24 protein-coding genes and 1 pseudogene are annotated in these 25,116 nt (G+C 26.7%); 23 read left to right on the top strand and 2 right to left on the bottom strand.

Annotated elements, in window-relative coordinates; translation table 11 throughout:
• The first annotated feature begins 267 nt into the window (after positions 1 to 267).
• Positions 268 to 1,068: a type I methionyl aminopeptidase gene (gene map / locus U0T59_01070; GenBank protein ID XBC43515.1), complete on the top strand. Its 801-nt coding sequence runs from the start codon at positions 268 to 270 to the stop codon at positions 1,066 to 1,068.
• A gap of 95 nt (positions 1,069 to 1,163) precedes the next feature.
• Complete coding sequence (dapD, locus tag U0T59_01065; protein XBC43514.1) at positions 1,164 to 1,988, top strand: 2,3,4,5-tetrahydropyridine-2,6-dicarboxylate N-succinyltransferase; 825 nt, start codon at positions 1,164 to 1,166, stop codon at positions 1,986 to 1,988.
• A gap of 105 nt (positions 1,989 to 2,093) precedes the next feature.
• On the opposite strand, the gene U0T59_01060 is transcribed toward dapD, so the two are convergent.
• Positions 2,094 to 3,539 carry a Do family serine endopeptidase gene (locus tag U0T59_01060; GenBank protein ID XBC43513.1) on the bottom strand — a complete coding sequence of 482 codons (1,446 nt, stop codon included), beginning with the start codon at positions 3,537 to 3,539 and terminating at the stop codon, positions 2,094 to 2,096.
• A 577-nt stretch (positions 3,540 to 4,116) separates the two neighbouring features.
• On the opposite strand from U0T59_01060, the gene U0T59_01055 reads away from it, so the two are divergent.
• From U0T59_01055 to ftsL, 5 genes are all read left to right on the top strand, one after another.
• Positions 4,117 to 5,058, top strand: coding sequence for an FAD:protein FMN transferase (locus U0T59_01055; protein ID XBC43512.1), 942 nt, complete (start codon positions 4,117 to 4,119; stop codon positions 5,056 to 5,058).
• A gap of 166 nt (positions 5,059 to 5,224) precedes the next feature.
• Positions 5,225 to 6,946 (top strand): biosynthetic-type acetolactate synthase large subunit, encoded by a 1,722-nt coding sequence (ilvB, locus tag U0T59_01050; protein ID XBC43511.1) that lies wholly within the window; start codon positions 5,225 to 5,227, stop codon positions 6,944 to 6,946.
• A gap of 5 nt (positions 6,947 to 6,951) precedes the next feature.
• Complete coding sequence (gene ilvN / locus U0T59_01045) at positions 6,952 to 7,431, top strand: acetolactate synthase small subunit (protein XBC43510.1); 480 nt, start codon at positions 6,952 to 6,954, stop codon at positions 7,429 to 7,431.
• A gap of 164 nt (positions 7,432 to 7,595) precedes the next feature.
• Entirely contained in the window at positions 7,596 to 8,528 is a 933-nt protein-coding gene (rsmH, locus tag U0T59_01040) for a 16S rRNA (cytosine(1402)-N(4))-methyltransferase RsmH (protein XBC43509.1), read from the top strand.
• On the top strand, positions 8,529 to 8,843 hold the full coding sequence (gene ftsL / locus U0T59_01035) for a cell division protein FtsL (GenBank protein ID XBC43508.1): 315 nt from the start codon (positions 8,529 to 8,531) through the stop codon (positions 8,841 to 8,843). It begins immediately after the preceding gene.
• 90 nt (positions 8,844 to 8,933) lie between these two features.
• Here the strand turns inward: ftsL and U0T59_01030 are convergent, their stop codons facing one another.
• Positions 8,934 to 9,143: a hypothetical protein gene (locus U0T59_01030; GenBank protein XBC43507.1), complete on the bottom strand. Its 210-nt coding sequence runs from the start codon at positions 9,141 to 9,143 to the stop codon at positions 8,934 to 8,936.
• Between the two features lie 18 nt (positions 9,144 to 9,161).
• Here U0T59_01030 and U0T59_01025 point away from each other — a divergent pair.
• From U0T59_01025 to U0T59_00950, 16 genes and pseudogenes are all read left to right on the top strand, one after another.
• Positions 9,162 to 9,473, top strand: a pseudogene (locus U0T59_01025) (peptidoglycan glycosyltransferase FtsI).
• A gap of 219 nt (positions 9,474 to 9,692) precedes the next feature.
• On the top strand, positions 9,693 to 10,586 hold the full coding sequence (locus tag U0T59_01020) for a penicillin-binding transpeptidase domain-containing protein (GenBank protein ID XBC43506.1): 894 nt from the start codon (positions 9,693 to 9,695) through the stop codon (positions 10,584 to 10,586).
• Between the two features lie 26 nt (positions 10,587 to 10,612).
• Complete coding sequence (locus tag U0T59_01015) at positions 10,613 to 10,837, top strand: Mur ligase domain-containing protein (GenBank protein XBC43505.1); 225 nt, start codon at positions 10,613 to 10,615, stop codon at positions 10,835 to 10,837.
• The gene (locus U0T59_01010) at positions 10,801 to 12,096 is read left to right on the top strand and encodes a UDP-N-acetylmuramoyl-L-alanyl-D-glutamate--2,6-diaminopimelate ligase (GenBank protein XBC43504.1); all 1,296 of its coding nucleotides are present in this window, start codon (positions 10,801 to 10,803) and stop codon (positions 12,094 to 12,096) included. Before U0T59_01015 ends, U0T59_01010 begins: the two co-directional genes overlap by 37 nt.
• A 2-nt stretch (positions 12,097 to 12,098) precedes the next feature.
• Positions 12,099 to 13,475: a UDP-N-acetylmuramoyl-tripeptide--D-alanyl-D-alanine ligase gene (murF, locus tag U0T59_01005; protein XBC43503.1), complete on the top strand. Its 1,377-nt coding sequence runs from the start codon at positions 12,099 to 12,101 to the stop codon at positions 13,473 to 13,475.
• Positions 13,468 to 14,547: a phospho-N-acetylmuramoyl-pentapeptide-transferase gene (gene mraY / locus U0T59_01000; GenBank protein XBC43502.1), complete on the top strand. Its 1,080-nt coding sequence runs from the start codon at positions 13,468 to 13,470 to the stop codon at positions 14,545 to 14,547. Before murF ends, mraY begins: the two co-directional genes overlap by 8 nt.
• Positions 14,548 to 14,572: 25 nt before the next feature.
• Positions 14,573 to 15,880 carry a UDP-N-acetylmuramoyl-L-alanine--D-glutamate ligase gene (murD, locus tag U0T59_00995; protein ID XBC43569.1) on the top strand — a complete coding sequence of 436 codons (1,308 nt, stop codon included), beginning with the start codon at positions 14,573 to 14,575 and terminating at the stop codon, positions 15,878 to 15,880.
• Positions 15,877 to 17,061 carry a cell division protein FtsW gene (ftsW, locus tag U0T59_00990; GenBank protein XBC43501.1) on the top strand — a complete coding sequence of 395 codons (1,185 nt, stop codon included), beginning with the start codon at positions 15,877 to 15,879 and terminating at the stop codon, positions 17,059 to 17,061. The genes murD and ftsW overlap by 4 nt, the downstream gene beginning before the upstream one ends.
• Positions 17,061 to 18,122 carry an undecaprenyldiphospho-muramoylpentapeptide beta-N-acetylglucosaminyltransferase gene (murG, locus tag U0T59_00985; GenBank protein XBC43500.1) on the top strand — a complete coding sequence of 354 codons (1,062 nt, stop codon included), beginning with the start codon at positions 17,061 to 17,063 and terminating at the stop codon, positions 18,120 to 18,122. The genes ftsW and murG overlap by 1 nt, the downstream gene beginning before the upstream one ends.
• Positions 18,123 to 18,190: 68 nt before the next feature.
• Complete coding sequence (gene murC, locus U0T59_00980; GenBank protein ID XBC43499.1) at positions 18,191 to 19,636, top strand: UDP-N-acetylmuramate--L-alanine ligase; 1,446 nt, start codon at positions 18,191 to 18,193, stop codon at positions 19,634 to 19,636.
• Positions 19,637 to 19,641: 5 nt separating this feature from the next.
• Entirely contained in the window at positions 19,642 to 20,562 is a 921-nt protein-coding gene (locus U0T59_00975) for a D-alanine--D-alanine ligase (GenBank protein ID XBC43498.1), read from the top strand.
• Positions 20,563 to 20,603: 41 nt separating this feature from the next.
• Positions 20,604 to 21,323, top strand: coding sequence for a cell division protein FtsQ/DivIB (locus U0T59_00970; GenBank protein ID XBC43497.1), 720 nt, complete (start codon positions 20,604 to 20,606; stop codon positions 21,321 to 21,323).
• Between the two features lie 21 nt (positions 21,324 to 21,344).
• Positions 21,345 to 22,601, top strand: a complete 1,257-nt coding sequence (gene ftsA / locus U0T59_00965) for a cell division protein FtsA (GenBank protein XBC43496.1) — start codon at positions 21,345 to 21,347, stop codon at positions 22,599 to 22,601.
• Between the two features lie 29 nt (positions 22,602 to 22,630).
• Positions 22,631 to 23,797 (top strand): cell division protein FtsZ, encoded by a 1,167-nt coding sequence (ftsZ, locus tag U0T59_00960; protein ID XBC43568.1) that lies wholly within the window; start codon positions 22,631 to 22,633, stop codon positions 23,795 to 23,797.
• A 177-nt stretch (positions 23,798 to 23,974) separates the two neighbouring features.
• Positions 23,975 to 24,319 carry an iron-sulfur cluster insertion protein ErpA gene (gene erpA / locus U0T59_00955; GenBank protein ID XBC43495.1) on the top strand — a complete coding sequence of 115 codons (345 nt, stop codon included), beginning with the start codon at positions 23,975 to 23,977 and terminating at the stop codon, positions 24,317 to 24,319.
• A gap of 34 nt (positions 24,320 to 24,353) precedes the next feature.
• On the top strand, positions 24,354 to 25,085 hold the full coding sequence (locus U0T59_00950; GenBank protein XBC43494.1) for a 5'-methylthioadenosine/adenosylhomocysteine nucleosidase: 732 nt from the start codon (positions 24,354 to 24,356) through the stop codon (positions 25,083 to 25,085).
• Positions 25,086 to 25,116 lie beyond the last annotated feature (31 nt).

Raw genomic sequence — 25,116 nt, 5'->3', positions numbered from 1 at the left:
AATTCCATTGCATACTGATTTCTTGCAAAAATATTTTAAAATGTACTCTACGTCATATCTTATTTATTAGAAGTTTTTTAATATAATTCAATCCATACAATAACATATATAGATAAATATACTTAAAATAGTACTGAACATGAAAATAATAAATTTTTTTATTAAACAAGGAACACTTATATTAAAAGATATAATTATCTAATGATATATATTTTATCAAAAAACATTTATAATTATGTTTATAAAAAAATAAACATATAAAAAATTATGACTACTATTTCTATTAAAAATGAAATTGAAATACAAAAGATGCGAGTAGTAGGAAAACTTGTAGCAGAAGTACTAGAAATGATTGAACAATATATTGAACCCAATATTTCTACAGGAGAATTAGATTCCATTTGTCATGATTATATAATAAATAAGCAACAAGCTAAACCAGCTTGTTTAGGGTATAATGGATTTCCAAAATCTATTTGTATTTCTGTTAACAACGTTGTTTGCCATGGAATTCCTAATCACAAAGATAAATTAAATAATGGAGATATTATAAATATTGATGTTGCAATTATTAAAAATCAATATTATGGAGACGCATCTAAAATGTTTTTTGTAGGAAAACCCAATCAACTAGGAAAATTATTATGCAAAGTAACCTTGGAAAGCTTGTATTTATCGTTATACGCCATAAAACCAGGAGTACAACTTAATCAAATTGGTATAATAATACAAAAACATGTAGAAAAACATAGTTTTTCTGTAGTAAAAGAATACTGCGGACATGGAATTGGAAGAAATTTTCACGAAGATCCTCAAATATTACATCATAATTATTATGACAACAAAAAAGTAATATTAAAATCAGGTATGACATTTACGATAGAACCAATGGTCAATGCAGGGGATAGTCAAGTAAAATGTATGCATGATGGATGGACAATAAAAACGCAAGACAACAGTTTATCTGCACAATATGAACATACTGTTTTAGTAAATGAAAAAGGATGTGAAATACTAACAATACAAAAAGAAGAAAAAATACCAAAGATATTGAACAATTGCGATTAATATATAAACTTCAGAAGTTATCAAATATTAATTATTTACGTTACATTTTTAAATGATTAACTGTTTCTTAAACATAAATAAAATTATAACTACATATGCCAAACTTAAAAAAAATAATCAAATATACATTTGAAAATAAAAACAGTATTGATTTTAAAAATATTGATAGCACTACTACCAATGCTATTAATCAAGTAATATCCATGTTAGACCAAGGAATATTAAGAATTGCAGAAAAAATTAAAAACAACTGGATTACTCATCAATGGATAAAGCAAGCTATTTTACTTTATTTTTGTATAAAAAAAAATAATCTTATTAAAAACAATGAAATACAATACTATGATAAAATTAAATTGAAATATTCTGAATACCAAGAAAAACATTTTTTTCGAGACAAAGTAAGAATAGTACCTCCAGCATCAATCAGATATGGTGCTTTTATTGGAAAAAATACAATTTTAATGCCTTCTTTTATAAACATCGGAGCATATATTGATTCAGGAACCATGATAGACACATGGGCAACTGTCGGATCTTGTGCTCAAATAGGAAAAAACGTACATTTATCAGGTGGAGTAGGAATAGGAGGTGTACTAGAACCATTACAAAACAATCCAACCATCATTGAAGATAACTGTTTTATTGGAGCTAGATCAGAAATTGTTGAAGGAGTAATTATCGAATCAGGATCAGTAATTTCAATGGGTGTTTATATCGGTCAAAGTACTAAAATTTACGATAGACAAAATAAAACTATTTCTTATGGAAGAATTCCAAAAGGATCTGTAGTAGTTCCAGGAAGTTTGCCATCTAAAAACAAAGATTACAATCTCTACTGCGCTGTTATCGTAAAAAATGTAGACGAAAAAACATTAAAAAAAACTGAAATTAATAAAATTTTGAGAAATGTTAATTAAAATTCTATAAAATTCATTTCTGAAAAAATCTAATAATTTTTTTAAATAAAAACCTACCTAAAAAATATAACATATTTATTATTTCTCTAGGTAGGTTACGCTAATTTAATCTCTCGTAACTAAATATATCATTTCATTACCACGCTTAACATGAAAAACTAATGCTTCTGGTTTCATACGGAGTAATTTTCGAAAATCTTCTAAAGAAGATATAGGATTTTTATTAATATCAATGATAATATCGTTTTTTCTTAAGCCTATGCGAAAAGCTGCTGTATTTTTTTCAACATATTCAACATAAATTCCTTTTTTTTGTCCATTTAAGTAAAAATCACTTAATTCAGCTCCTGCTATATCAAGGCATAAATCTGAAGAATACACTTTATTTGTTATATACGGTTTTAACTCCACTACGACAGACTGTAAATTTCCACTTCTTAATAAACCTAACTCCATTTTTGTATTTACCGGCAAAGAAGCTACTTCAGCACGTAATGCTAAAAAACTAAAAACAGGTTTTTTATTTAAAGAAACGATCACATCTCCAGGCTTTATCCCTGCAACATCAGCTGATGATTTTAGTAAAACTCGACTAACAAAAGCTCCTCTATGCACATTTAATTTCATTACTTTTGCTAAATCAGAATTAAGTTCAATACCCATAATTCCTAATTCATTACGATGAACTTGACCATAAGCTATCATCTGATTAGTCAAACTTTTAACTATATTAGTTGGGATCGCAAATCCTATACCTATGTTTCCACCATCTGGAGCTAAAATAGCAGTATTGATTCCAATTAATTCTCCTTGTAAATTAATTAATGCTCCTCCAGAATTACCTCTATTAATAGCTGCGTCAGTTTGAATAAAATTTTCATAATGTTCAATATTTAATCCACTACGATTCAAAGCTGAAATAATTCCTGACGTGACAGTTTCACCTAATCCATAAGGATTTCCAATAGCAACAACATAATCCCCTACTTTTAATAAATTCGAATCAGACATCTGTATTTCTTTTAAATTCTTAATTTCGTCTAATTGAATTAAAGCAATATCGAAGCGTGCATCTCTACCAATAACTTTAGCGTTATACTGACTACCGTTGCTCAATTGAACTTGGATTTTATTAGCATGATCAACAACATGATTATTAGTAACCACATATCCTTTACTAGAATTAATAATTACTCCAGATCCTAATGCACGAAATTTATCTTGATTAGAATCATCATTAAAATCATCTTGGCATAACGGAGAATTCTTCAATAAAGATTCTGTTTGGCAAAACGGAAAAATATTCCCAAAAAAAGATCGAAATCGATGAGGAGGAATATAAGAACTATGAATAGCAGTACTACCTTCAACGTTTATGCTTACAACAGAAGGCATTACTCGTTCTATCATCGGCGCTAAACTGGTATTCATAAATTCTAAACGCGGAATAGCACGAAAAGATGATTGGTGGTGATTCCATGACAAACCTAAGTTTAGAACTAAAATTGTAAATATAGATACTATGCGTAATACTAACTCTTTAATTTTCATTTTTTTCTCATAATTTAATTAATACTAGGTATTATAAAATTAAAACTAAATTATTATATTTTACTTAATTGTATGGAATAAATTATGTTAATAGAAAAATCAATGAACTCTATAAATTTAGAAATATACTTTATATAACTCAACGATGTTTTTCTTTCTATAAAAACTTTAACATACATAAAATATTAATCTAAATATAAAACTTATATAATATTAATATAAAAATACGCATACACAGTTACATTTTTTTATTTTAATTTGATATAGTAATATGATATGCATTATAATACTTTTACATAAAAAATATGTATAAAATAAATTTATATATCACTAACACTTTTGAAAATTTTTATTAAAACTCGCATAATATACAATAACCATTGTAATCAATAATTACATAATTTCAATTAAATAACTTTATTATATTCGCTTCCAAAACATATGAATATTCCACATCAATATAACTTTTTTAAAGTATGTACAGGAATTGTGAAAATATGTTTTTAAGAATATTTTTTTTTTACTTATATTTCTATACATAAATTTATATAAAAAAGAGCAAACAAAAACAGTTTATTTGTCTGGAAAAACTATGGGAACAACATGGCAAATAAATCTTATCAATACATACGCGAATAATAAAAAATTAATAAAAGAAATCAATAAACAATTGTATTATGATAACAAAGAATTATCTTTTTGGGAAAAAAATTCTAAAATTTTAAAATTTAATAACTATTACGGTACTAAACCTCAACATATTAGCAAAAACTTTGCCAAAATAATGTTAACAGCATTATTAATAGGAAAAAAAACATCTTATGCTTTAGACGTTACTATAGGAACATTAGTCAATATATGGGGTTTCGGGCCAAAAAAACCTCCAAATAAAATTCCTAAATTGAAAACAATTAAAAATGCATTGTTGTTCACAGGATTAAAAAATATAAAACTTATTAAAAAAAATAAAAAATATTACTTAAAAAAAAACATAAAAAAAATAACATTAGATTTTTCTACGCTAGGAGAAGGTTTCATTGCTGATCATTTAAAAGAACTACTTATAAAAAAAGGAATAGAAGATTTTGTTATCTCTGTTGGAGGAGCAATTACTACTCATAGTAAAAACAATTTTTCTAATCCTAAAATAATAGCTATACAAAAACCAACAGACAAAAAAATTAACATCCATATGATTGTAAAATTACAAAATCATGCCATTAGTACATCTGGCACTTATAGAAATTATTATTATCTAAAAGGAAAAAAAATTGTGCATTTACTTGATCCTATTACAGGGTATCCCACTAAAACTGATTTAGTTTCAGTGAGTGTAATCACAAAATCAGCATTAGAATCAGATGCATGGGATACAGGATTAATGATATTAGGATTTGAAAAAGCTAAACAGTTAGCTATTAAAGAAAAATTAGCAGTGTGTTTGATAAAAAAACACGGATCTAAATTATTTACATGGATTTCACCTAAATTTTATTTTTTTTTAAAAAAAGATTTCTAAAAACATTTATTTTTTTGAATAACAATATCTTATGTTATACAATTTAATAACATTAAAAAAAATTAAAACTAACAATAATAATAGATAATAAACACAAAAACATTTCAATATTAAAAATAATATATACATATCGATTTATATTCAAAAAATAAAAATTGGAGAAAAAATGGAAATTCTATCAGGATCCGAAATGGTTATTCAATCACTGATTGACCAAGGCATTGAGCATATTTTCGGATACCCAGGAGGAGCAGTATTAGATATATACGACTCTCTAAAATCCGCTAAAAAAATTCAACATATTTTAGTTCGCCACGAACAAGGAGCAATGCATATGGCTGATGGATATGCACGAGCTACTGGAAAGATAGGAGTCGTTTTAGTGACTTCTGGACCTGGGGCAACTAATGCTATAACAGGTATTGCTACAGCATATATGGATTCTGTTCCTATAGTAATAATATCAGGACAAGTAGCATCTTCTTTAATAGGATATGATGCATTTCAAGAATGTGACATGATAGGAATTTCGAGACCAATAGTCAAACATAGTTTTTTAGTAAAAAAAACAGAAGACATTCCTATCACTTTTAAGAAAGCGTTTTGGTTAGCATCTAGTGGTCGACCAGGCCCAATCGTTATCGATCTTCCAAAAGACATTCTCAATTCCAATAACAAAAAACCATATATATGGCCTAAAGAAGTTAACATAAGATCTTACAATCCCATAATTAAAGGAAATCCAGGTCAAATAAAAAAAGCTATCGACATTTTAAAAACAGCAAAACAACCTGTAATATATATAGGAGGTGGAGTTATTAGTTCTAATAGCCATGTAGAATTAAAAGAACTTGCAGAAACACTTAATATTCCAGTTACCACTTCTTTAATGGCTTTAGGTGCATTTCCTGGAAACCACCCCCAAAATCTACATATGTTGGGTATGCATGGCACCTACGAAGCTAATATGGCCATGCATCATTCAGATGTAATTTTAGCGATTGGAGTAAGATTTGATGATAGAACTACTAATAATGTAAACAAATATTGTCCTGATGCAACAATTATACACATTGATATTGATCCTACTTCTATATCAAAAACTATTACTGCACATGTTCCAATTGTAGGAAATGCAAAAAATATCTTAAAACAAATGTTGCAGTTCATAAAAAATAACATACTTATGCAAGAATTTTGCTGTTTAAAAAAGTGGTGGATAAAAATTCATAATTGGAAAAATATAAATAGTTTACACTTTGATGTAGACAACAATAATATAAAACCACAAAACGTAATTCAAACGATCTGGAAACTCACTCAAGGAAAAGCTTACGTTACATCAGACGTTGGACAACATCAAATGTTTGCAGCATTATATTATCCCTTTTTTAAACCAAGAAGATGGATTAATTCAGGTGGTTTAGGAACTATGGGATTTGGATTACCAGCAGCGCTAGGCGTTAAGCTAGCATTTCCAAAAGAAATTGTTATTTGTATAACTGGAGATGGAAGTATCCAAATGAATATTCAAGAACTATCTACAGCTATGCAATATGAACTACCAGTATTAATATTGAATTTAAACAACAAATCTTTAGGAATGGTAAGACAATGGCAAGATATAATTTATTCAGGTCGACATTCTCATTCTTATATGAAATCACTTCCAAATTTTGTAAAATTAGCTGAGTCTTATGGTCATATAGGAGTTTCCATCCAACACCCTAAAGACCTAGAAAAAAAATTAAAATTATCTCTAGAAGAACTCAGTAAAGGGCATTTAGTTTTTGTTGATATTGCTATTGATGCTTCAGAACATGTATATCCCATGCAAATTCGAGATGGCGGGATGAATAATATGCTATTAAGGAAAAAAGAAAAATAAATCTTATGAAAAGAATTATATCTATTTTATTAGAAAACGAATCTGGAGCATTATCAAGAGTAGTAGGTTTGTTTTCACAACGCGGATACAACATAGACAGCATTACTGTAGCACCAACAGAAGATCCATCTTTATCAAAAATGACAATACAAACGATTGGAGACGAAAAAATAATTGAACAAATCGAAAAACAACTACATAAATTAATTGATGTTTTAAAAGTTACCGAAATAGAATACGAAAATTATTTAGAACGAGAAATTATATTAGTTAAAATTAAAAGTACAACTAGTATAATTCGAAAAGAACTAAAACATATTACAGATATTTTTCAAGGAAAAATCGTAAACGTTACATCTTTACATTATACTGTACAATTATCAGGAACTAGTAATAAATTAGACTCATACTTAGCAGTCATACAAGATATATCTGAAATTATTGAAATTTCTCGTTCAGGCATCATAAGTATCTCCAGAAACTAACGTTTATAATTTATATTTGAAGATAATTTAAAAAATAACATTATAAAACTCATTTTTTAAAAAATGTCTGTCTTATTATACTAATTTTTCTAAACATATATATAAATAAAAATAGAAAATATACAAATTACATCATTAGAACATTGCGGTACTAAATTATAACTATGAATAATATACATTTAACTCATATTCCTGTTCTAAAAGAAGAAACTATTGCATCGTTAAATATTAAAAAAAATGGAATTTATATTGATTGTACATTTGGATGCGGAGGTCATTCAAAAGAAATATTAAAGAATTTAAACAAAAATGGAAAATTATATGCTATTGATAAAGATCCATTTTCTATCAATATAGCATCTACAATCCAAGATCATAGATTCTATTTTATTTCAGATAATTTCTCTAACGCTTTACGACATTTTCAAGAAAAAAATATAACAAAAAAAGTCGATGGAATATTATTAGATTTAGGAGTATCATCTATACAAATTGGTAATTCTAATCGAGGATTTTCTTTTTTATTAAACGGACCACTGGATATGCGTATGAATCCAAAAATAGGAATAACAGCATCGCAATGGTTAATGAAAGCCAATATTAAATCAATTACAAACGTACTATATGAATTTGGGGAGGAACGTTTTGCAAAAAAAATAGCTAATCAAATCATAAGACAAAGAAAAATTAAACCAATTGTTCAAACCATAGAATTAGCTGATCTCGTAAAAAATATTGTTCCAAGAAGAAAAAAACACTCTGCTACAAGAACTTTTCAAGCTATCAGAATACATATTAACCGAGAATTAATCGAACTTAAGAAAGTTTTAAAATATGCGTTAACATTATTAAATTCTGGAGGTCGACTCGTAATAATTAGTTTTCATTCATTAGAAGATCGTATAGTTAAAAATTTTTTTATAAAAAACAGCAATACACCTTTAATTCCTATGGGAATTGCTATTAATGAAATACAATTAAGAAATCTAAAAAAAACAACATTAAAAATTATTAATAAAATTATACCAACTAAAAAAGAAATTAAAAACAATCTGAAATCACGTAGTGCAATTTTAAGAACATCGGAAAAAATATAGATGAATGATGACATTTATAATTTACCTAAAATAATTTTTAACGACGTTATAAAAATCCACAAACAAGTATTAATTTTACTTGTAATAATTACAGTTTTTTCAATATTAATTGTTACTATAGTTCATAAAACAAGATTACTAATTGCGCAAGGAGAACGATTAAATATTATTCAAAAGAAAGCAGAAATAGAGTGGAATAATTTAATTTTAGAAAGAAACTTATTATCCTCCCATAGAAAAATTGAAAAAAATGCTATAGAAAAATTAAATATGATCTATATTAACCCATTAGAAGAAAATATTTTTTCACAATAATTACTGAAACAATAGGAAATTTACAAATTCATGAAATATTTTTTCAACAACATTCCATTTAGTTATCTAAAAAAAAAACTGTTATTTCAATCATCGACTTATCACACTACTTAGTATAATTACTATTTCTATCATCATAATTTTACTTAAAATAACTATATTACAATTATTTAAAACTAAGCAACTAATTAAAGAAAGTGATTTAAGATCATCAAGAATACAAGTAGAAACAAATTCAAGAGGAACTATTAAGGATAGATCAGGAAATATATTAGCTCTAAGTATACCTACGAATAACATTTGTATTGATCCAAAAATATTTTTTTCAAAAAAAAAATAGTTATAAATGCAAAGTGGAAAGCATTATCGAAAGTACTATCCACTCCTCTAGAAAAAATTATATATAAAATTAATCATTTTAAAAACAATCGTTTTACATATCTAGCACGAAAAGTTAGTCCAGAAATTGGAGAATACATAAAAAAATTAAACTTACCAGGTGTATATATTGTTGAAGATTTTAAGCGATACTACCCTTCTGGAAAAATAGTTTCGCAATTAATTGGATTCACCAACACAGATGGAATAGGCATCGAAGGAATAGAAAAGAGTTTTAACAAAATACTTCAAGGAGCTCCAGGTAAAAGAAAAATTAGAACCGACAAGTTTGGAAACATTATTGAAAATGTTTCATTAATTAAAAAAAATGCGCCACGCAATATAAATCTTAGTATAGACATAAGATTACAAACGATTATATATCGCGAATTAAGTCATGCTGTTAGTTTTCATAAAGCTCAATCTGGAACGGCTATTTTAACAAATATTAAAACTGGAGAAATCCTAGCTATGGTCAATAGCCCTACATATAATCCAAATAATTTAAAAAAAGTATCTATGGATTTAATTCGTAACAGAGCCGTGACTGACGTATTTGAGCCTGGATCAACAGTTAAACCAATGGTAATTATGAAAGCATTGCAAAAAAAAATAATAACTCCAAAATCTATTATTGACACAACACCTTTTATAATAGATAAACACGTAATAAAAGATGTTTCATATAACAGACAATTATCAGTTACCGATATTTTGAAAAAATCAAGCAATACAGGTGTATCTAAAATAGCACTATCTATGTCAGAATCTGAATTAATTGATATTTATTCTAGATTTGGCTTAGGAAAATCGACAAATTCAGGATTGATAGGAGAAAAAAAAGGAATTTACCCCAAAAAAAAACATTGGTCTAACTTAGATAAAGTAACATTTTCTTTTGGATATGGATTGATGGTTACACCACTACAATTGGTTAACGTATACACAATTATGGGTAGATATGGATTATACAAACCATTATCTATTATTAAAACTAATAACAAAAACAACGAAAAACGAATATTTTCAAAATCTTTAGTAAAAATCGTATTAAACATGCTCGAATCAGTAACTCAGCCAGGAGGCGTAGGAGTAAAAGCAGCCATTAAAGGCTATAAAGTTGCTGTAAAGACGGGTACTGCAAAAAAAGTCAATTCAAACGGAAAATACGTAAATAGATACGTATCATATGCAGTAGGACTTGCTCCAATTAGCAATCCACAATTTTCTTTGCTTGTGATGATTAATGATCCACGAGCAGGACAATACTATGGAGGAACTATTTCAGCTCCAGTATTTAGTACAATTATGAGTTTTGCATTAAAAATTATTAATATTCAACCTGATAATTTATTTATATATTAAATACATCACAAAATTTTGGAGTAAAAATGAAACATAACCTACAAACCCTATTACAACCTTGGATGAATATAACACAATCATATAATATAACTGGAATAGCATCAGATAGTCGAAAAGTTACTACAGGAAACTTATTCTGCGCACTACAAGGAAATATATTTCATGGACGACAATTTATAAAAAAAGCTATTGATAATGGAGCAATAGCTATTCTTTGCGAAACAAAAAAAAAGAATATCATGGACATATAACATATAAAAATAAACACATTCCAGTAATTTATTTTTTAAAATTATCTAAAAATTTATCCAAAATATCCAATAGATATTATGAAGTAAATGAAGAATTAACACTTATTGGAGTCACTGGAACTAATGGAAAAAGTACTGTGACTCATATTATTGCTCAATGGAATTACTTATTAAACCAAAGAATAGGAATTATGGGAAGTCTAGGGAATGGAACTTACAACGATCTAAAACCATCTGTAAATACAACTGATTCTCCTATAAATATACAAAAATTCTTAAAAGAAATGTTAATAAACGATATAAAAACAATTGCTATGGAAATATCTTCGCATGGAATCATACAACATAGAGTGTCAAATTTAAATTTTTCTATGGCAATTTTGACAAACATTACATCAGACCACTTAGACTATCACAAAACTATAGAAAACTATATTAAAGCAAAATGGACTTTTTTTTCTAAAAACAAAATTAAAACATTCATAATTAATATAGATAATCATATTGGAAAACTATGGACAAAAAAATTATCTAAAAAAAGAACTATCGTCGTAAGTATAAATAAAAATTTTAATTACTCATTATTTAAACGATGGGTACACGCATATCGTATAATATATAATACAAATTATACTTACATTTACTTTAAATCTAGTTGGGGAAAAGGATTGTTAAAAAGCCAATTAATTGGAAACTTTAACGTTACTAATTTACTACTAGCTTTAGTGGCATTATTAAACTTGGGGTTTTCACTATCTTGCTTGATAGACGTATGCGAATATATAATAGCCGTTCCTGGAAGAATGCAATCTCTTAAAATTCCAAATAAACCAAACATTATCATTGATTATGCACATAATGAAGACGCTTTTAAAAATGTATTACAAACTATTCGTAAAATATATCATCACAATGTATGGTGTGTATTTGGATGCGGAGGAAATAGAGACAAATTAAAGAGATCCCTAATGGGAAAGATTTCTGAAAAAATTGCTAATAAAATCGTTCTAACTAATGACAATCCCAGAAACGAGAATCCAAAAGAAATTATAAAAGATATCACACAAAACATTCAAAATAAAAAAAATATACATATTATATTGGATCGAAAACAAGCAATCAAATTTGCCATAATGAATGCTAACATCAATGACTGTGTAGTTGTATTAGGAAAAGGTCATGAAAAATATCAAATAATAAAAAATAAAACTTATTATTTTTCTGACTATGAAACAATTAAAAAACTATTGGAAAAATAAATATGATCCCAATATCTTTTTATCAAATATGTCGTATCACAAAAGGTTATTTTTTTAACAAAAATAATGTAAAAATAAATAACTTAATTTTTCATGCTATAAGTACTGATTCAAGAACAATTACTCCAGGATGTTTATTTATTGCTTTGATCGGAAAAAATTTCGATGCACATAATTTCGTTTATGCAGCAATGAAAAAAGGAGCTACAGCAGTAGTATTAGAAAAAAAACTTGATATCAAGCTACCACAAATAGTTGTGCAAAATACTACTTTAGCACTAGGAAATATAGCATTTTGGATTAGACAACAAAGTAATGCTAGTATTATAGCATTAACTGGATCTTCTGGAAAAACATCTGTAAAAGAAATTACTACTTCTATCTTGCAATGTTATGGAAAAACTTTATCTACCTTTAAAAATTTTAACAATAATATTGGAGTACCATTAACTCTACTAAATCTTGATCTATCATATAAATATGCTGTTATTGAAATAGGAGCTAATCATCCTAAAGAAATTTTATATGCAACAAAATTAACAAATCCTAATATTGCATTAATAAACAACATTTATTATTCGCATTTAGATGGATTTAAATCTTTATTAGGAATCTCTAAATCAAAACAAGAAATTCTTTGTACATTACCTAAAACTGGTACAGCTATATTTAATGCTGATAGTCATCATTGGTCAAGATGGAAAAAAAACATAAACAGCCAAAACATTATTTGGTTTTCAATAAAAAAAAAAAGTCAATTCTTTGCAAGCAATATCGTTATTGATAATACAGGCTCATCCTTCATTCTACATTCTCCGAATGGAGTTATAAATGTTAATTTGCCTTTGCTTGGATTTCACAATATTTCTAATGCTCTAGCTGCAGCCGCTATAGCAATAACATTAAACATTCCACTTCAATGCATTCAACTCGGATTATCTAAAATTCCAATACTTTCAGGTAGATTAGAAACTATCACACTAAGCCAACATAAAACTATTATAAACGATACTTACAATGCTAATGTTGCATCAATGATTGTAGCAATTAAAGTGTTAGAAAACATGCCTGGATATAAAATTTTTGTATCTGGTGATATGTCTGAATTAGGAAAAATGAGTACTATGTATCATAAAATAATTGGTAATGTCATTTACATATCTGATATAAACGAAGTTATGAGCATTGGAAAATTAAGTAAATCTATCAGTATTAATAGTAAAAAAGGAAACCATTACACTAATATTAATACACTAATTAAAGATTTAACTAAAAAAATTTTTATGTATGAAAAAATTACAATTTTAATTAAAGGATCTAGAAGCGAAAATCTAGAAAGAATAGTAAAAAAATTAGTTGAGGAATGTAATTATGATTGAATTCATTATTAAATACTATTTTCACACAAATTTTGATAAGACATCATATTTAATTTATCGTTCTATTATTAGTTTACTAACGTCACTATTTTTTTCTCTAATAGTAGGATCATACCTAATCAAATTTTTAAAAAAACACCAAATGTATCAAACTATTCGAAGTAATGGACCTAAAATACATATTAACAAAAAATATACACCTACTATGGGAGGAATACTTATATTATCTTCTATCATTATATCTACTTTATTATGGTCTAATTTATCAAACATATACATATGGTATGCACTAATGATTTTAATAGGATTTGGCATAGTAGGATTCATAGATGATTATAAAAAAATTTACTTTAACACGTCTACAGGTTTACGACCTCAATGGAAATTATTTTTTTTATCTATAATTACTATTCTTGTTATTATTTTAATTTATTATAACAATAAAAACAATTTTATAATTCAATTAATATGCCCTATCCAAAAAAATATTGTTATAAACATAGGTATAATACATATATTTTTGTCATATATTATCTTGATAGGTTTTAGTAACGCTGTAAATTTAACAGACGGATTAGATGGGTTAGCTATTGTTCCTGTCATCTTAATAACTATAGGATTATATCTACTATCATTTATTTCTGGAAATTTACACCATTCAACACATTTTAATATTGTATATATTCCTAGTATTGCAGAATTAACTATTCTTTGCTCAGCCGTTATAGGATCAGGATTAGGATTTTTATGGTTTAATGCCTATCCAGCACAAATATTTATGGGTGATGTAGGGTCTCTACCTTTAGGAGGGGTGATAGGAATAATAGCAATACTACTACACCAAGAAATAATATTTTTTATTATGAGTGGAATTTTTATATTTGAAACTATATCAGTCATAATTCAAGTTACATACTTTAAGTTAAAGAAAAAAAGAATATTCAAAATGACACCTATTCATCATCACTACGAATTAAAAGGTTGCCCAGAACCAAAAATAGCAGTAAGATTTTGGATTATATCTTTAGTGTTTATGTTGCTAGGATGTTCTTTCATATTTAAGGTCAATTAGAAATGTATAATTATTATAAAAAAAAATACTAATATTTGGAATGGGATTAACAGGCATATCCTGTCTACATTTTTTTATATCGCGAAATATTTATCCTAAAATTATGGACTTTAACAAAAATCCCAAATACATCCATAATGTACAATGTTTAAAAAATATACAATATCATGTAGGTTCAATATATTATCCATGGATTCAAGAATCCGATTTAATTATCACAAGTCCTGGTATACAATTATTTCATCCAGCGTTAATATATGCCAAAAAAAACAAAATTGAAATAATTGGAGATATTGAATTATTTGTCAGAGAAACCAAAACCCCGATAATTGCTATTACTGGTTCAAATGGAAAAAGTACAGTGACTATGATGGTAAGAAATATACTACAACTAGCTGGATTTAAAGTACGCGTAGGTGGTAATATAGGAATTCCTGCATTAAATATACTTAATGATCCCTCAGAATTATACATATTAGAATTATCCAGTTTTCAGCTAGAAACTACTTTGAATTTAAAAGCAAAAGTTGCTACTGTACTTAATATCAGTTCAGATCATATGGATCGATATCCATTAGGTATTACAGAATATGTCAAACATAAGTTAAAAATATATAATCAAGCCGAAGTATCTATTTTAAATTTAGAAGACCATTTATCATTTAATGCGAAAATTAAAAAACAACCTAACATTACATTTGGAATTGATAAAGGAGAATATAATCTATGTAGAAAAAATCGTAATGTATGGCTATGCTATAACAAAGAAAAATTATTAAATGTTGATAAATTACTTATATCAGGTCAACATAATTATATTAATGCATTATCTGCTTTATCAATAGTTCATATTTTAAAAGTTAATATTTACACTAGCTTAGTAGCATTAAAAGAATTTTTAGGATTACCTCATAGATTTCAACTAACATATAAAAAAAACAATATAACATGGATTAATGACTCTAAATCTACAAACATTGGAAGTACGCAATCAGCAATCAACAATATTTTACCTTATGTAAAAGGGAAAATAAGATTAATATTAGGAGGAGATGGGAAATTAGCCAATTTTTCTTTATTAAAACCTTATTTAAAAGATGAAAAAATAATTATTTATTGTTATGGAAGAAGTAAAAAAATACTTTTCTCATTATATCCAAAAAAATCAATATGTTTCAATACATTAGAAAACGTAATACATTTTATAAAAAACATAGTAAAATCTGGTGATGTAGTATTATTATCTCCTTCTTGTAGTAGTTTAGATCAATTTTCTAATTTTGAAGAACGTGGTAATACTTTTGTAAAGTTAATAGAAGAACTATATTCATGAAAATAAAGTATTTATTATTAAACACAGTAAAAAAAATTTTAAAAAAAAATAAAACGCACTACGAACCAAAATTATACGATTCTCAGTTAGTATGGTGTACTATAAGTTTACTATTAATCGGATTAATTATGGTAACTTCTGCTTCTATACCAATAGCTAGTCATATATATGGAGATTTATTATTTTTTACGAAAAAAGAAATAATATATTTAATATTAGTTCTTTTTTTAACTAAAATATTTCTTAAAACTCCTATCATGTTTTGGAAAATTTATAGTACCAAAATGCTTTTAATTTCTATCATTATGTTACTACTCGTGTTAATAATAAGTACTCCTATTAATGGTTCTTTTAGATGGATAAAAATAAGTTTCATACATATACAACCCGGAGAACTATCTAAACTTACTGTTTTTTGTTATTTATCAAATTATTTATCACAAAAACGTTATGAAATCATGAATAGTTTTTGGAGTTTTTTAAAACCTTTAGGAATAATAAGTATTATATCGATATTATTATTAACAGAACCTGATTTAGGAACGGTAGCTATATATTTCATAACTGTATTATCTTTATTGTTTGTTTCAGGAGTCCAAATTTGGAAATTTATACCTATTGTACTTTTAGGGATCATTACTACTATCCTATTAATAATAATTACACCTTATCGTAGTGAACGAATATTATCATTTTGGAATCCTTGGAAAGATCCATTTGGAAAAGGTTATCAACTCACACAATCATTGATGGCTTTAGGTAGAGGAAATTTTTTTGGAGTAGGTTTAGGACATTCTATTCAAAAATTAGAATATTTACCTGAAGCGCATACTGATTTTATTTTCTCAATTATTGGAGAAGAATTAGGATATTGTGGAGTTTGTATCATATTATCTATGATATTATTTATTTCTTTTAAGGCAATAAATATCGGAAAAAACGCATTAAAAAACAACGATTTTTTTTCCGGTTATTTTGCTTTTTCAATTGGAATATGGCTAGTATCTCAAACGTTAATTAACATAGGTACTACTGTGGGAATATTACCAACTAAAGGATTAACATTACCACTCATTAGTTATGGTGGATCCAGTTTATTAATTATTTCTATTGCTATTTCTATATTATTACGTATAGACTTTGAAACAAGAATAAAAAATAAATTTTGTCAAGGTTTGTAATGAGGAAAAAAACGATAATAATTATGGCAGGCGGCACTTGCGGACATATTCTACCTGGACTAATAATTGCTAATACATTAATAAAAAAAGAATGGGATGTATTTTGGATAGGTACACCTAATCGTATTGAAGCCAAAATCATTCTAAAGAACCACATTCCTATTAAATTTATTAATATAAATGTAATTAAAAAAAATATTTTTAGCATGACAAAGTTTTTTTTTCAATTATTGCATTCCTGCTACAAAACTACGATAATTATAAAACAACTGAAACCCAATATAATACTAGGAATGGGGGGATATATATCTCTTCCTGGTGGCTTAATGTCTATTTTTTTTAGAATACCACTATTGATCCACGAACAAAATAGAGTCATGGGGCTATCTAACAAAATATTGTCTCGATTGTCAACTAAAATTATGCAAGCGTTTCCAGAAACAAAACTAAACGCCATTACAGTAGGTAATCCATTAAGAAAAGAGATTATAAATCTACCCAACCCTACTTGTCGTTTTAAAGATAGAACCGGTCCACTTAGAATATTAGTTATTGGAGGAAGTCAAGGAGCTCAAACACTCAACTCCATGCTACCTGAAATAGCACATAAATTAAAGAAAAAAATTATAATTTGGCACCAAGTCGGAAAAAAAAATAAACAGTTTACATTAAACAATTACAAAAAATTTAAATTACATCCATATAAAATTACTTCTTTCATAGAAAATATAGCAGAAGCATATAACTGGGCTGACCTAACTATTTGTCGCTCCGGTGCTCTTACAGTAAGTGAATTGGAGTACATTGGACTTCCAGCCATATTTATTCCTTTTCCTCACAAAGATAAACATCAATATTGGAATGCTTATCCACTACAATTACAAGGAGGAGCTATAATAGTAGAACAAGATCTACTAAGTACTAATAAAATAATTAATATATTAAACAAAATAGATCGAAACACAATAACTATTATGGCAAAAAAATTATATTCCTCATCAAAAATTAATCCTGTCAAAAACATTATTGATATAATTGAAAGTACAATGCGCATACACTAACATCATGTTCATTTTTATCAAAAGAAATTATAAAAAATTTTTATATAATACCGTTATAGAACAGTAGAATGAAACAGCTAAATTTTCTTAATACCAAGACGCGTTATGTCAATCATATCCATTTTATCGGAATAGGTGGTATAGGCATGAGTGGAATAGCCGAAACGTTACTAAAAAACGGCTACATAATAAGTGGTTCTGATTTGAAATCAAGTGATATTACCAAAAAATTGCAAAAATTAGGTGCTAAAATATTTTTTAATCATTCTAAATGTAATATTAAAAATGCAAACATAATAGTAATATCAAGCGCAATTCCACCGTATAATCCTGAAATCGTTCAAGCTAAAAGTTTGAATATTCCTGTTATAAAAAGAGGTAAAATTCTTGCAGAAATAATACGATACAAATATGGAATAGCAGTATCTGGAACACATGGAAAAACTACTACTTCTGCAATCATTTTCAGCATATTTTTTAAAAGTAATCTAGATCCGACTCTCATTAATGGAGGGCACGTAAGAGAAATAAACAGTAATACTAGACTAGGAAAAAGCCCTTATTACATTGTAGAAGCAGACGAAAGCGATGCTTCTTTTTTATATTTAAGACCAATTGTTGCTGTAGTAACAAACATTGACAATGATCATCTAGACAATTATTGCAAAACATTTAATAATATTAAACTAGCATTTATTAAATTTATTCAAAATCTTCCATTTAACGGAACAGCTATCATATGTTTTGATGATAAAAACATAAGAAAAATCATTCCATTAATACGTTGTAATGTTATTACTTATGGATTTCACATAAAATCTGACATACGAATAAAAAAGTACACACAAAAAAAATTTTCTAGTTATTTTAAAATAATCAGAAAACATCGACTTAACTTGAATATAACTTTGAATATACCTGGAAAACATAACGCTCTCAATGCAGCAGCAGCAATAGCAGTCGCTACTCAAAAAAATATTAGTGACATTAATATTCTCGAATCACTAAAAACTTTCAAAGGAGTTAAACAGAGATTCGAACTATGCGGAAAATTTTTAGCATACAATGCGTCTAATGAACATAATATTATTACCATTATTCAAGATTATGGACATCATCCTAACGAAATTTTAGCTAGCATTAACACTGTTAAATTAGGATGGCCAAATAAAAAATTAGTGATGATTTTTCAACCTCATAGGTACACAAGAACTTATTATCTATTTAAACAATTTAAAAAAGTGCTACTTAAAATCGATGAATTATTACTTTTAAACGTTTACTCAGCTAACGAAAATCCCATCTCAGGATCAAATAGTTTGGATTTATATAACGAACTAAAAAAGTGTGGAAAAACATCAGTAACATTAATATCTAATTATAATGAAATATTCAAAACATTAGTTAAAAAACTATCAGAAAACAATGTACTCTTAATACAAGGTGCTGGCAATATACACATTATAATAGATAATTACGTTATTAAAAAACTTAAAAAAATAAACAAGAAATAATTATTATGATTGAAAAAGTAGCCGTATTATTTGGTGGTACATCGCAAGAAAGAAATATATCCTTATTATCTGGAGAAAATATATTAAAATATCTATTTAAATCTAAAATAAATGCATATCCCATAGATACAAAATACTTTCCTATTACCCAATTACCAAATCAGGGATTTAAAAAAGCATTTATTGCTCTTCATGGAAAGGAAGGTGAAGATGGAACTATACAAGGATTATTAACTTATCTAAAAATTGCATATACAGGAAGTAAAATTTTACCATCAGCAATTTCAATTGATAAAATAAAAACCAAATTACTATGGAAAGGAGCTAATTTACCTGTAGTTCCTTGTTATTTTATTAATATCAAAAAATTTCAAACAATAACTGAAAAAGACCTTAGAAAAAAAATTCTTATGTTAGGATTACCTATAATTGTTAAACCTAACACTGAAGGATCTAGTATCGGAATATCACTAGTTCACTCGTATCAATGTTTACATCATGCATGTAAGATAGCATTTCAATATGACAATAACATACTCATAGAAAAATTTATATACGGATCAGAATATTCTGTAGGAATTTTAGAAAACAAAATCCTTCCATCTATTCGTATATCTTCAAATAACGACTTTTACGATTACGAATCTAAATATATATCTAAAAACACAAAATATTTTTGTCCAAGTGGATTAAAAAGAAACAAAGAAATAGAATTAAATAAAATAATAAAAATAGCTTGGAATACCCTTGGATGCACAGGATGGGGAAGAATTGATTTAATCATGGATCGTGCTGAGAAATTTTGGTTATTAGAAATGAATACGTGTCCTGGAATGACTAAAAATAGCTTAATGCCTATAGCTGCTAAAAATGCTGGAATATCCTTAAAATTGTTAATTTTAAAAATTTTACAATCAGCTAATTAAAAACATTTAAAACCAAACTATGCATAAAACGAATATATATTATGTCAAAAAAAAAACTAGTCTTATTAAGATATACTATAATATTATCTTTAATTGTTTTTATAATACTTAATAGTCTCATAATTATAAAATTATCTAAACAATGGTATAAAAAAAAATTATCTCATTTTATAATTTCAGGACAATTTAGTTATTTAAATAGAAAAGAAATGAAAGATTTTATTTTATCCTTAAAAACTTCATGTAATTTTTTTTTCCCATGTAATTTTTTTATAAAAAATAAATTAAAAGAATTCACTTTTATAAAAAAAATTAAAATTCAAAAACAATGGCCAGATACATTACTAATCCATATTGTAAATACTATTCCTGTAGCATATTGGAACGACAAATATATATTAGATAAAAAAGAAATTATATCTCATATTATAAAAAAAAAACAAAGTATTAAAAACATTCCATATTTTTATGGACCAAAAAATAGCGAAAAAGAAATTTTAAAAAATTACGAAAAAATAAAAAATGTACTAAATAAAAATAACGTTATATTGAGATCTATTACGATAACACCTTATCATTCATGGAAACTATTAATTGAAAACAACATTGAAATAGCTCTAGGAAAAATAAATAATATTATTCAATTAAAAAAATTAATGATGATTTGGAAAACTTTAAAATATGAAGAAAAAATCAAAAGAAAAAAAATAAAATACATCGATTTACGATATGAATCAGGTATAGCAATAGCATGGAAATAATGAATACAGGCTAAAACAAACATGAAAGAAAGAGATAGAAATTTAATAGTTGGACTTGAAATTGGAACTACCAAAGTAATTACTTTAGTAGGAGAAATACTCATAGATGGTATAATTAATGTTATTGGAATAGGAATTTGTCCTTCATACGGAATACAAAAGGGTATCATTAATGATTTGAAATCAATTATAAAATGTATTAAAAAATCTGTCAACCAAGCTGAAAGTATGGCTGATTGTAAAATCTCTTCCGTATATTTAGCTTTATCTAACAAATATATTAACTGTCAAAACGAAATAGGCATTGTTCCTATATCTGAAAATGAAGTAACAATTGAAGATGTAAACAACGTAATACACACAGCAAAATGTGTACAAATACGTAATGAACATCACATTTTACATATTATTCCGCAAGAATATTCTATTGATCAACACGTAGGTATAAAAAATCCAATTGGATTATCTGGAAAAAGAATAAAAGCACAAGTTCACTTAATTACATGTCATACTGAAATAGAAAAAAATATCATTAAAGCAGTAAAAACATGCGGACTACAAGTTAACCATACTATTTTTTCAGGGCTAGCTTCTGGAAAAGCAATATTAACAAAAGATGAATATCAAATGGGAGTTTGTATAGCAGATATCGGTAGCGGAACAATAGATATCGCTATGTACACCAATGGAGTATTACAACATAGTTGTGTTATTCCATACGCTGGAAATACTGTAACCAATGATATATCTTATGCATTTAATATTCCCTTTATAAAAGCTGAAACAATAAAAATTCAATACGGGCAGGCTGACATACTTTCTAATACAAAAAAGTGTGAACAAATTGAAATATCTAATACCAATAATAAATTAATTAAAACATTTAAAAAAAGCACTCTGATAGACGTTATTGAACCACGATATACAGAATTATTAAACTTAATAAATAAACAAATTTTAAATGTACAAGAGATACTTAAAAAATCTAATAACCATTATAATTTTGGAGCAGGAATAGTATTTACTGGTGGAGCTTCCAACATTAAATATCTTAAAGAAAACGCTAAAAAAATTTTTACAATACCAATAAGAATAGGTAAACCAAAAAAAATTAGTAGCCTAGTAAACAACATTGAAGAAACAAACTGTGCTACTGCAGTAGGATTATTATACTATGGAAAAGAACACATTAAAAATTATAAAAAAAACTATGAATCTAAAAATATTTTTAAAAAATGGTTTCAGTACGTTAATAACTGGATAAAAAAAGAACTATAATGATACCTAAAGATAATGGATATAAACTTATGTTTGAACCTATAGAAAACAATAATGATGCAATTATTAGAGTAGTTGGAATAGGAGGAGGAGGAGGTAATGCAGTAGAATACATGGTTAAAGAACATATTGAAGGAGTAGAATTTTTTGCTATCAATACAGATACACAAGCGTTAAGAAAAATAGAAGTTGGGAAAACTATACAAATCGGAAGTCATATAACCAAAGGACTAGGAGCTGGAGCTAACCCAACAATAGGACGAAATGCAGCTGAAGAAGACAGAGAAAACTTAAAGTTAGTATTAGAAGGTGCAGATATGGTGTTTATAGCAGCTGGTATGGGTGGCGGAACAGGTACAGGAGCTGCTCCAGTAATTGCAGAAATAACAAAAGAATTAGGAATATTAACAGTTGCTGTAGTAACAAAACCTTTCAATTTTGAAGGAAAAAAAAGAATGGCTTATGCTGATCAGGGTATAATAGAATTGTCAAAACACGTTGATTCACTGATTACTATTCCAAACGATAAATTACTAAAAGTATTGAATAAAGGTATTTCTTTATTAGATGCATTTAGCTCAGCAAATAATATATTAAAAGGAGCGGTGCAAGGAATAGCAGAATTAATCACTAAACCTGGATTAATTAATGTAGATTTTGCTGATATACGTACTGTTATGTCCGAAATGGGGTACGCTATGATGGGAACTGGAATTTCTTCTGGAGAAAATAGAGCTAAAGAAGCAGCAGAGATTGCTATTTCTAGTCCATTATTAGAAGACATTGATTTATCTGGTGCTCAAGGAGTATTAGTAAATATTACTTCTGGATTTAATATGAGATTAGATGAATTCGAAGCTGTGGGAAACACTATTCGATCTTTTTCTTCAGATAATGCTACTGTAGTAATTGGTACATCACTAGATACTGAAATGGACGATAACCTTCGAGTAACAGTAGTTGCAACAGGGATTGGAATGGAAACAACATCTATAGATCTATATCTCTCAACACACACATATCCAAAAAAATCACTGTTTAATCATGAAAAAAAACAATACGAACTTTCAGACACTAATAAATATATCAGAAAATCTAAAAAAGAAAAAATAAACCATGAACCTGAAAAATTATTGCAAAACAATGATATTGATTACTTAGATATTCCAACTTTTTTAAGAAAAAAACCTAAATGAAAATACTTTATTGCATTAAAATAATAATATCCAAATATTAAAACCTATATAAATAGATATAAATACATATACACTCAAAAATTTAAATTAAATATTAAAATACACTTTTATTTTTTTATATATCTTAACATTTTTAAAAGAAATGTTAAAACATTTTTGTAAACTAGGAGACACTATATGATAAGTACAACTAAACTATCATTATCTTTTTCTGACGCAGCGATTAAAAAAATTGATCATATTACTAAAAACAAAAACATACCAAACTTAAAACTAAGAGTTTACATTACTGGAGGTGGATGTAGTGGTTTTCAATATAATTTTAAATTTGACAAACATCAATATGAAGATGATATAATTGTCACTCAATTAGGAATTTCTGTTATAATAGACCCTATTAGCTTTCAATATTTGATTGGTGGAAAAATAGATTATCAAGAAAACTTGAATGGTTCAAAATTTATTATATTTAACCCTACAGCAAAAACTACTTGTGGTTGTGGATCTTCATTTAGTATTTGATTGAATATAATTATTGGTTAATACGCAGTTCAAAATGAAAATTAAAAAAAATATTAAAATTGGTATTATTGGCGCTTTAAATGAAGAAACCATATTTCTACGTCAACAAATTAAATATTTAAAAAAGACGAGAATCCATAGTCAAATATTTTATACAGGACAACTAAATTGTATAGATATCATATTAACAACATCAGGAGTTGGAAAAGTTTCAGCTAGTGTGACATGTGCTATACTATTAAATTTATATAAAATAGACTTAATCATCAATGTAGGAACAGCTGGAAGTTTAGATATAAAACTAGTTCCTGGAAGTATAATTCTTCCTAATAATACATGCTATTATGATGTTGATCTTACTGCTTTTGGTTATGAATTAGGACAAATCCAAAAATTGCCTAAATTGTTTTCAACAAATGATTATATGATAAGATTAACTGAAATATATATGTTAAAATCTAATACATACTATAACAAAAATCTTATAATCAGCGGAGACTCATTTATTAATAAGCAAAAATATAAAAAAACATTAAAAGAAAAGTTTCCAACAGCAATTGCTGTAGATATGGAATCAACAGCGATTGCTCAAGTTTGTTATCAATTTAAAAAACCTCTTTTAATTATTAAATCTATATCCGATTATTCAGATAACGATGCTTTATCAAACTTTAAAAAATTTTCTCATTTAGCATCTAAAAACTTGTCGAAAATTACCCAAAATATGTTAAAAAACTTATATAACAAAATAATAACTGAAGAATAATTTTTATTATAAATAGTTTTTAAGAAATACC

Source organism: Buchnera aphidicola (Meitanaphis flavogallis), assembly GCA_039830035.1.
GTDB lineage: Bacteria > Pseudomonadota > Gammaproteobacteria > Enterobacterales > Enterobacteriaceae > Buchnera_B > Buchnera_B aphidicola_AZ.
This window is presented reverse-complemented; position numbering and strand designations above follow the sequence as displayed.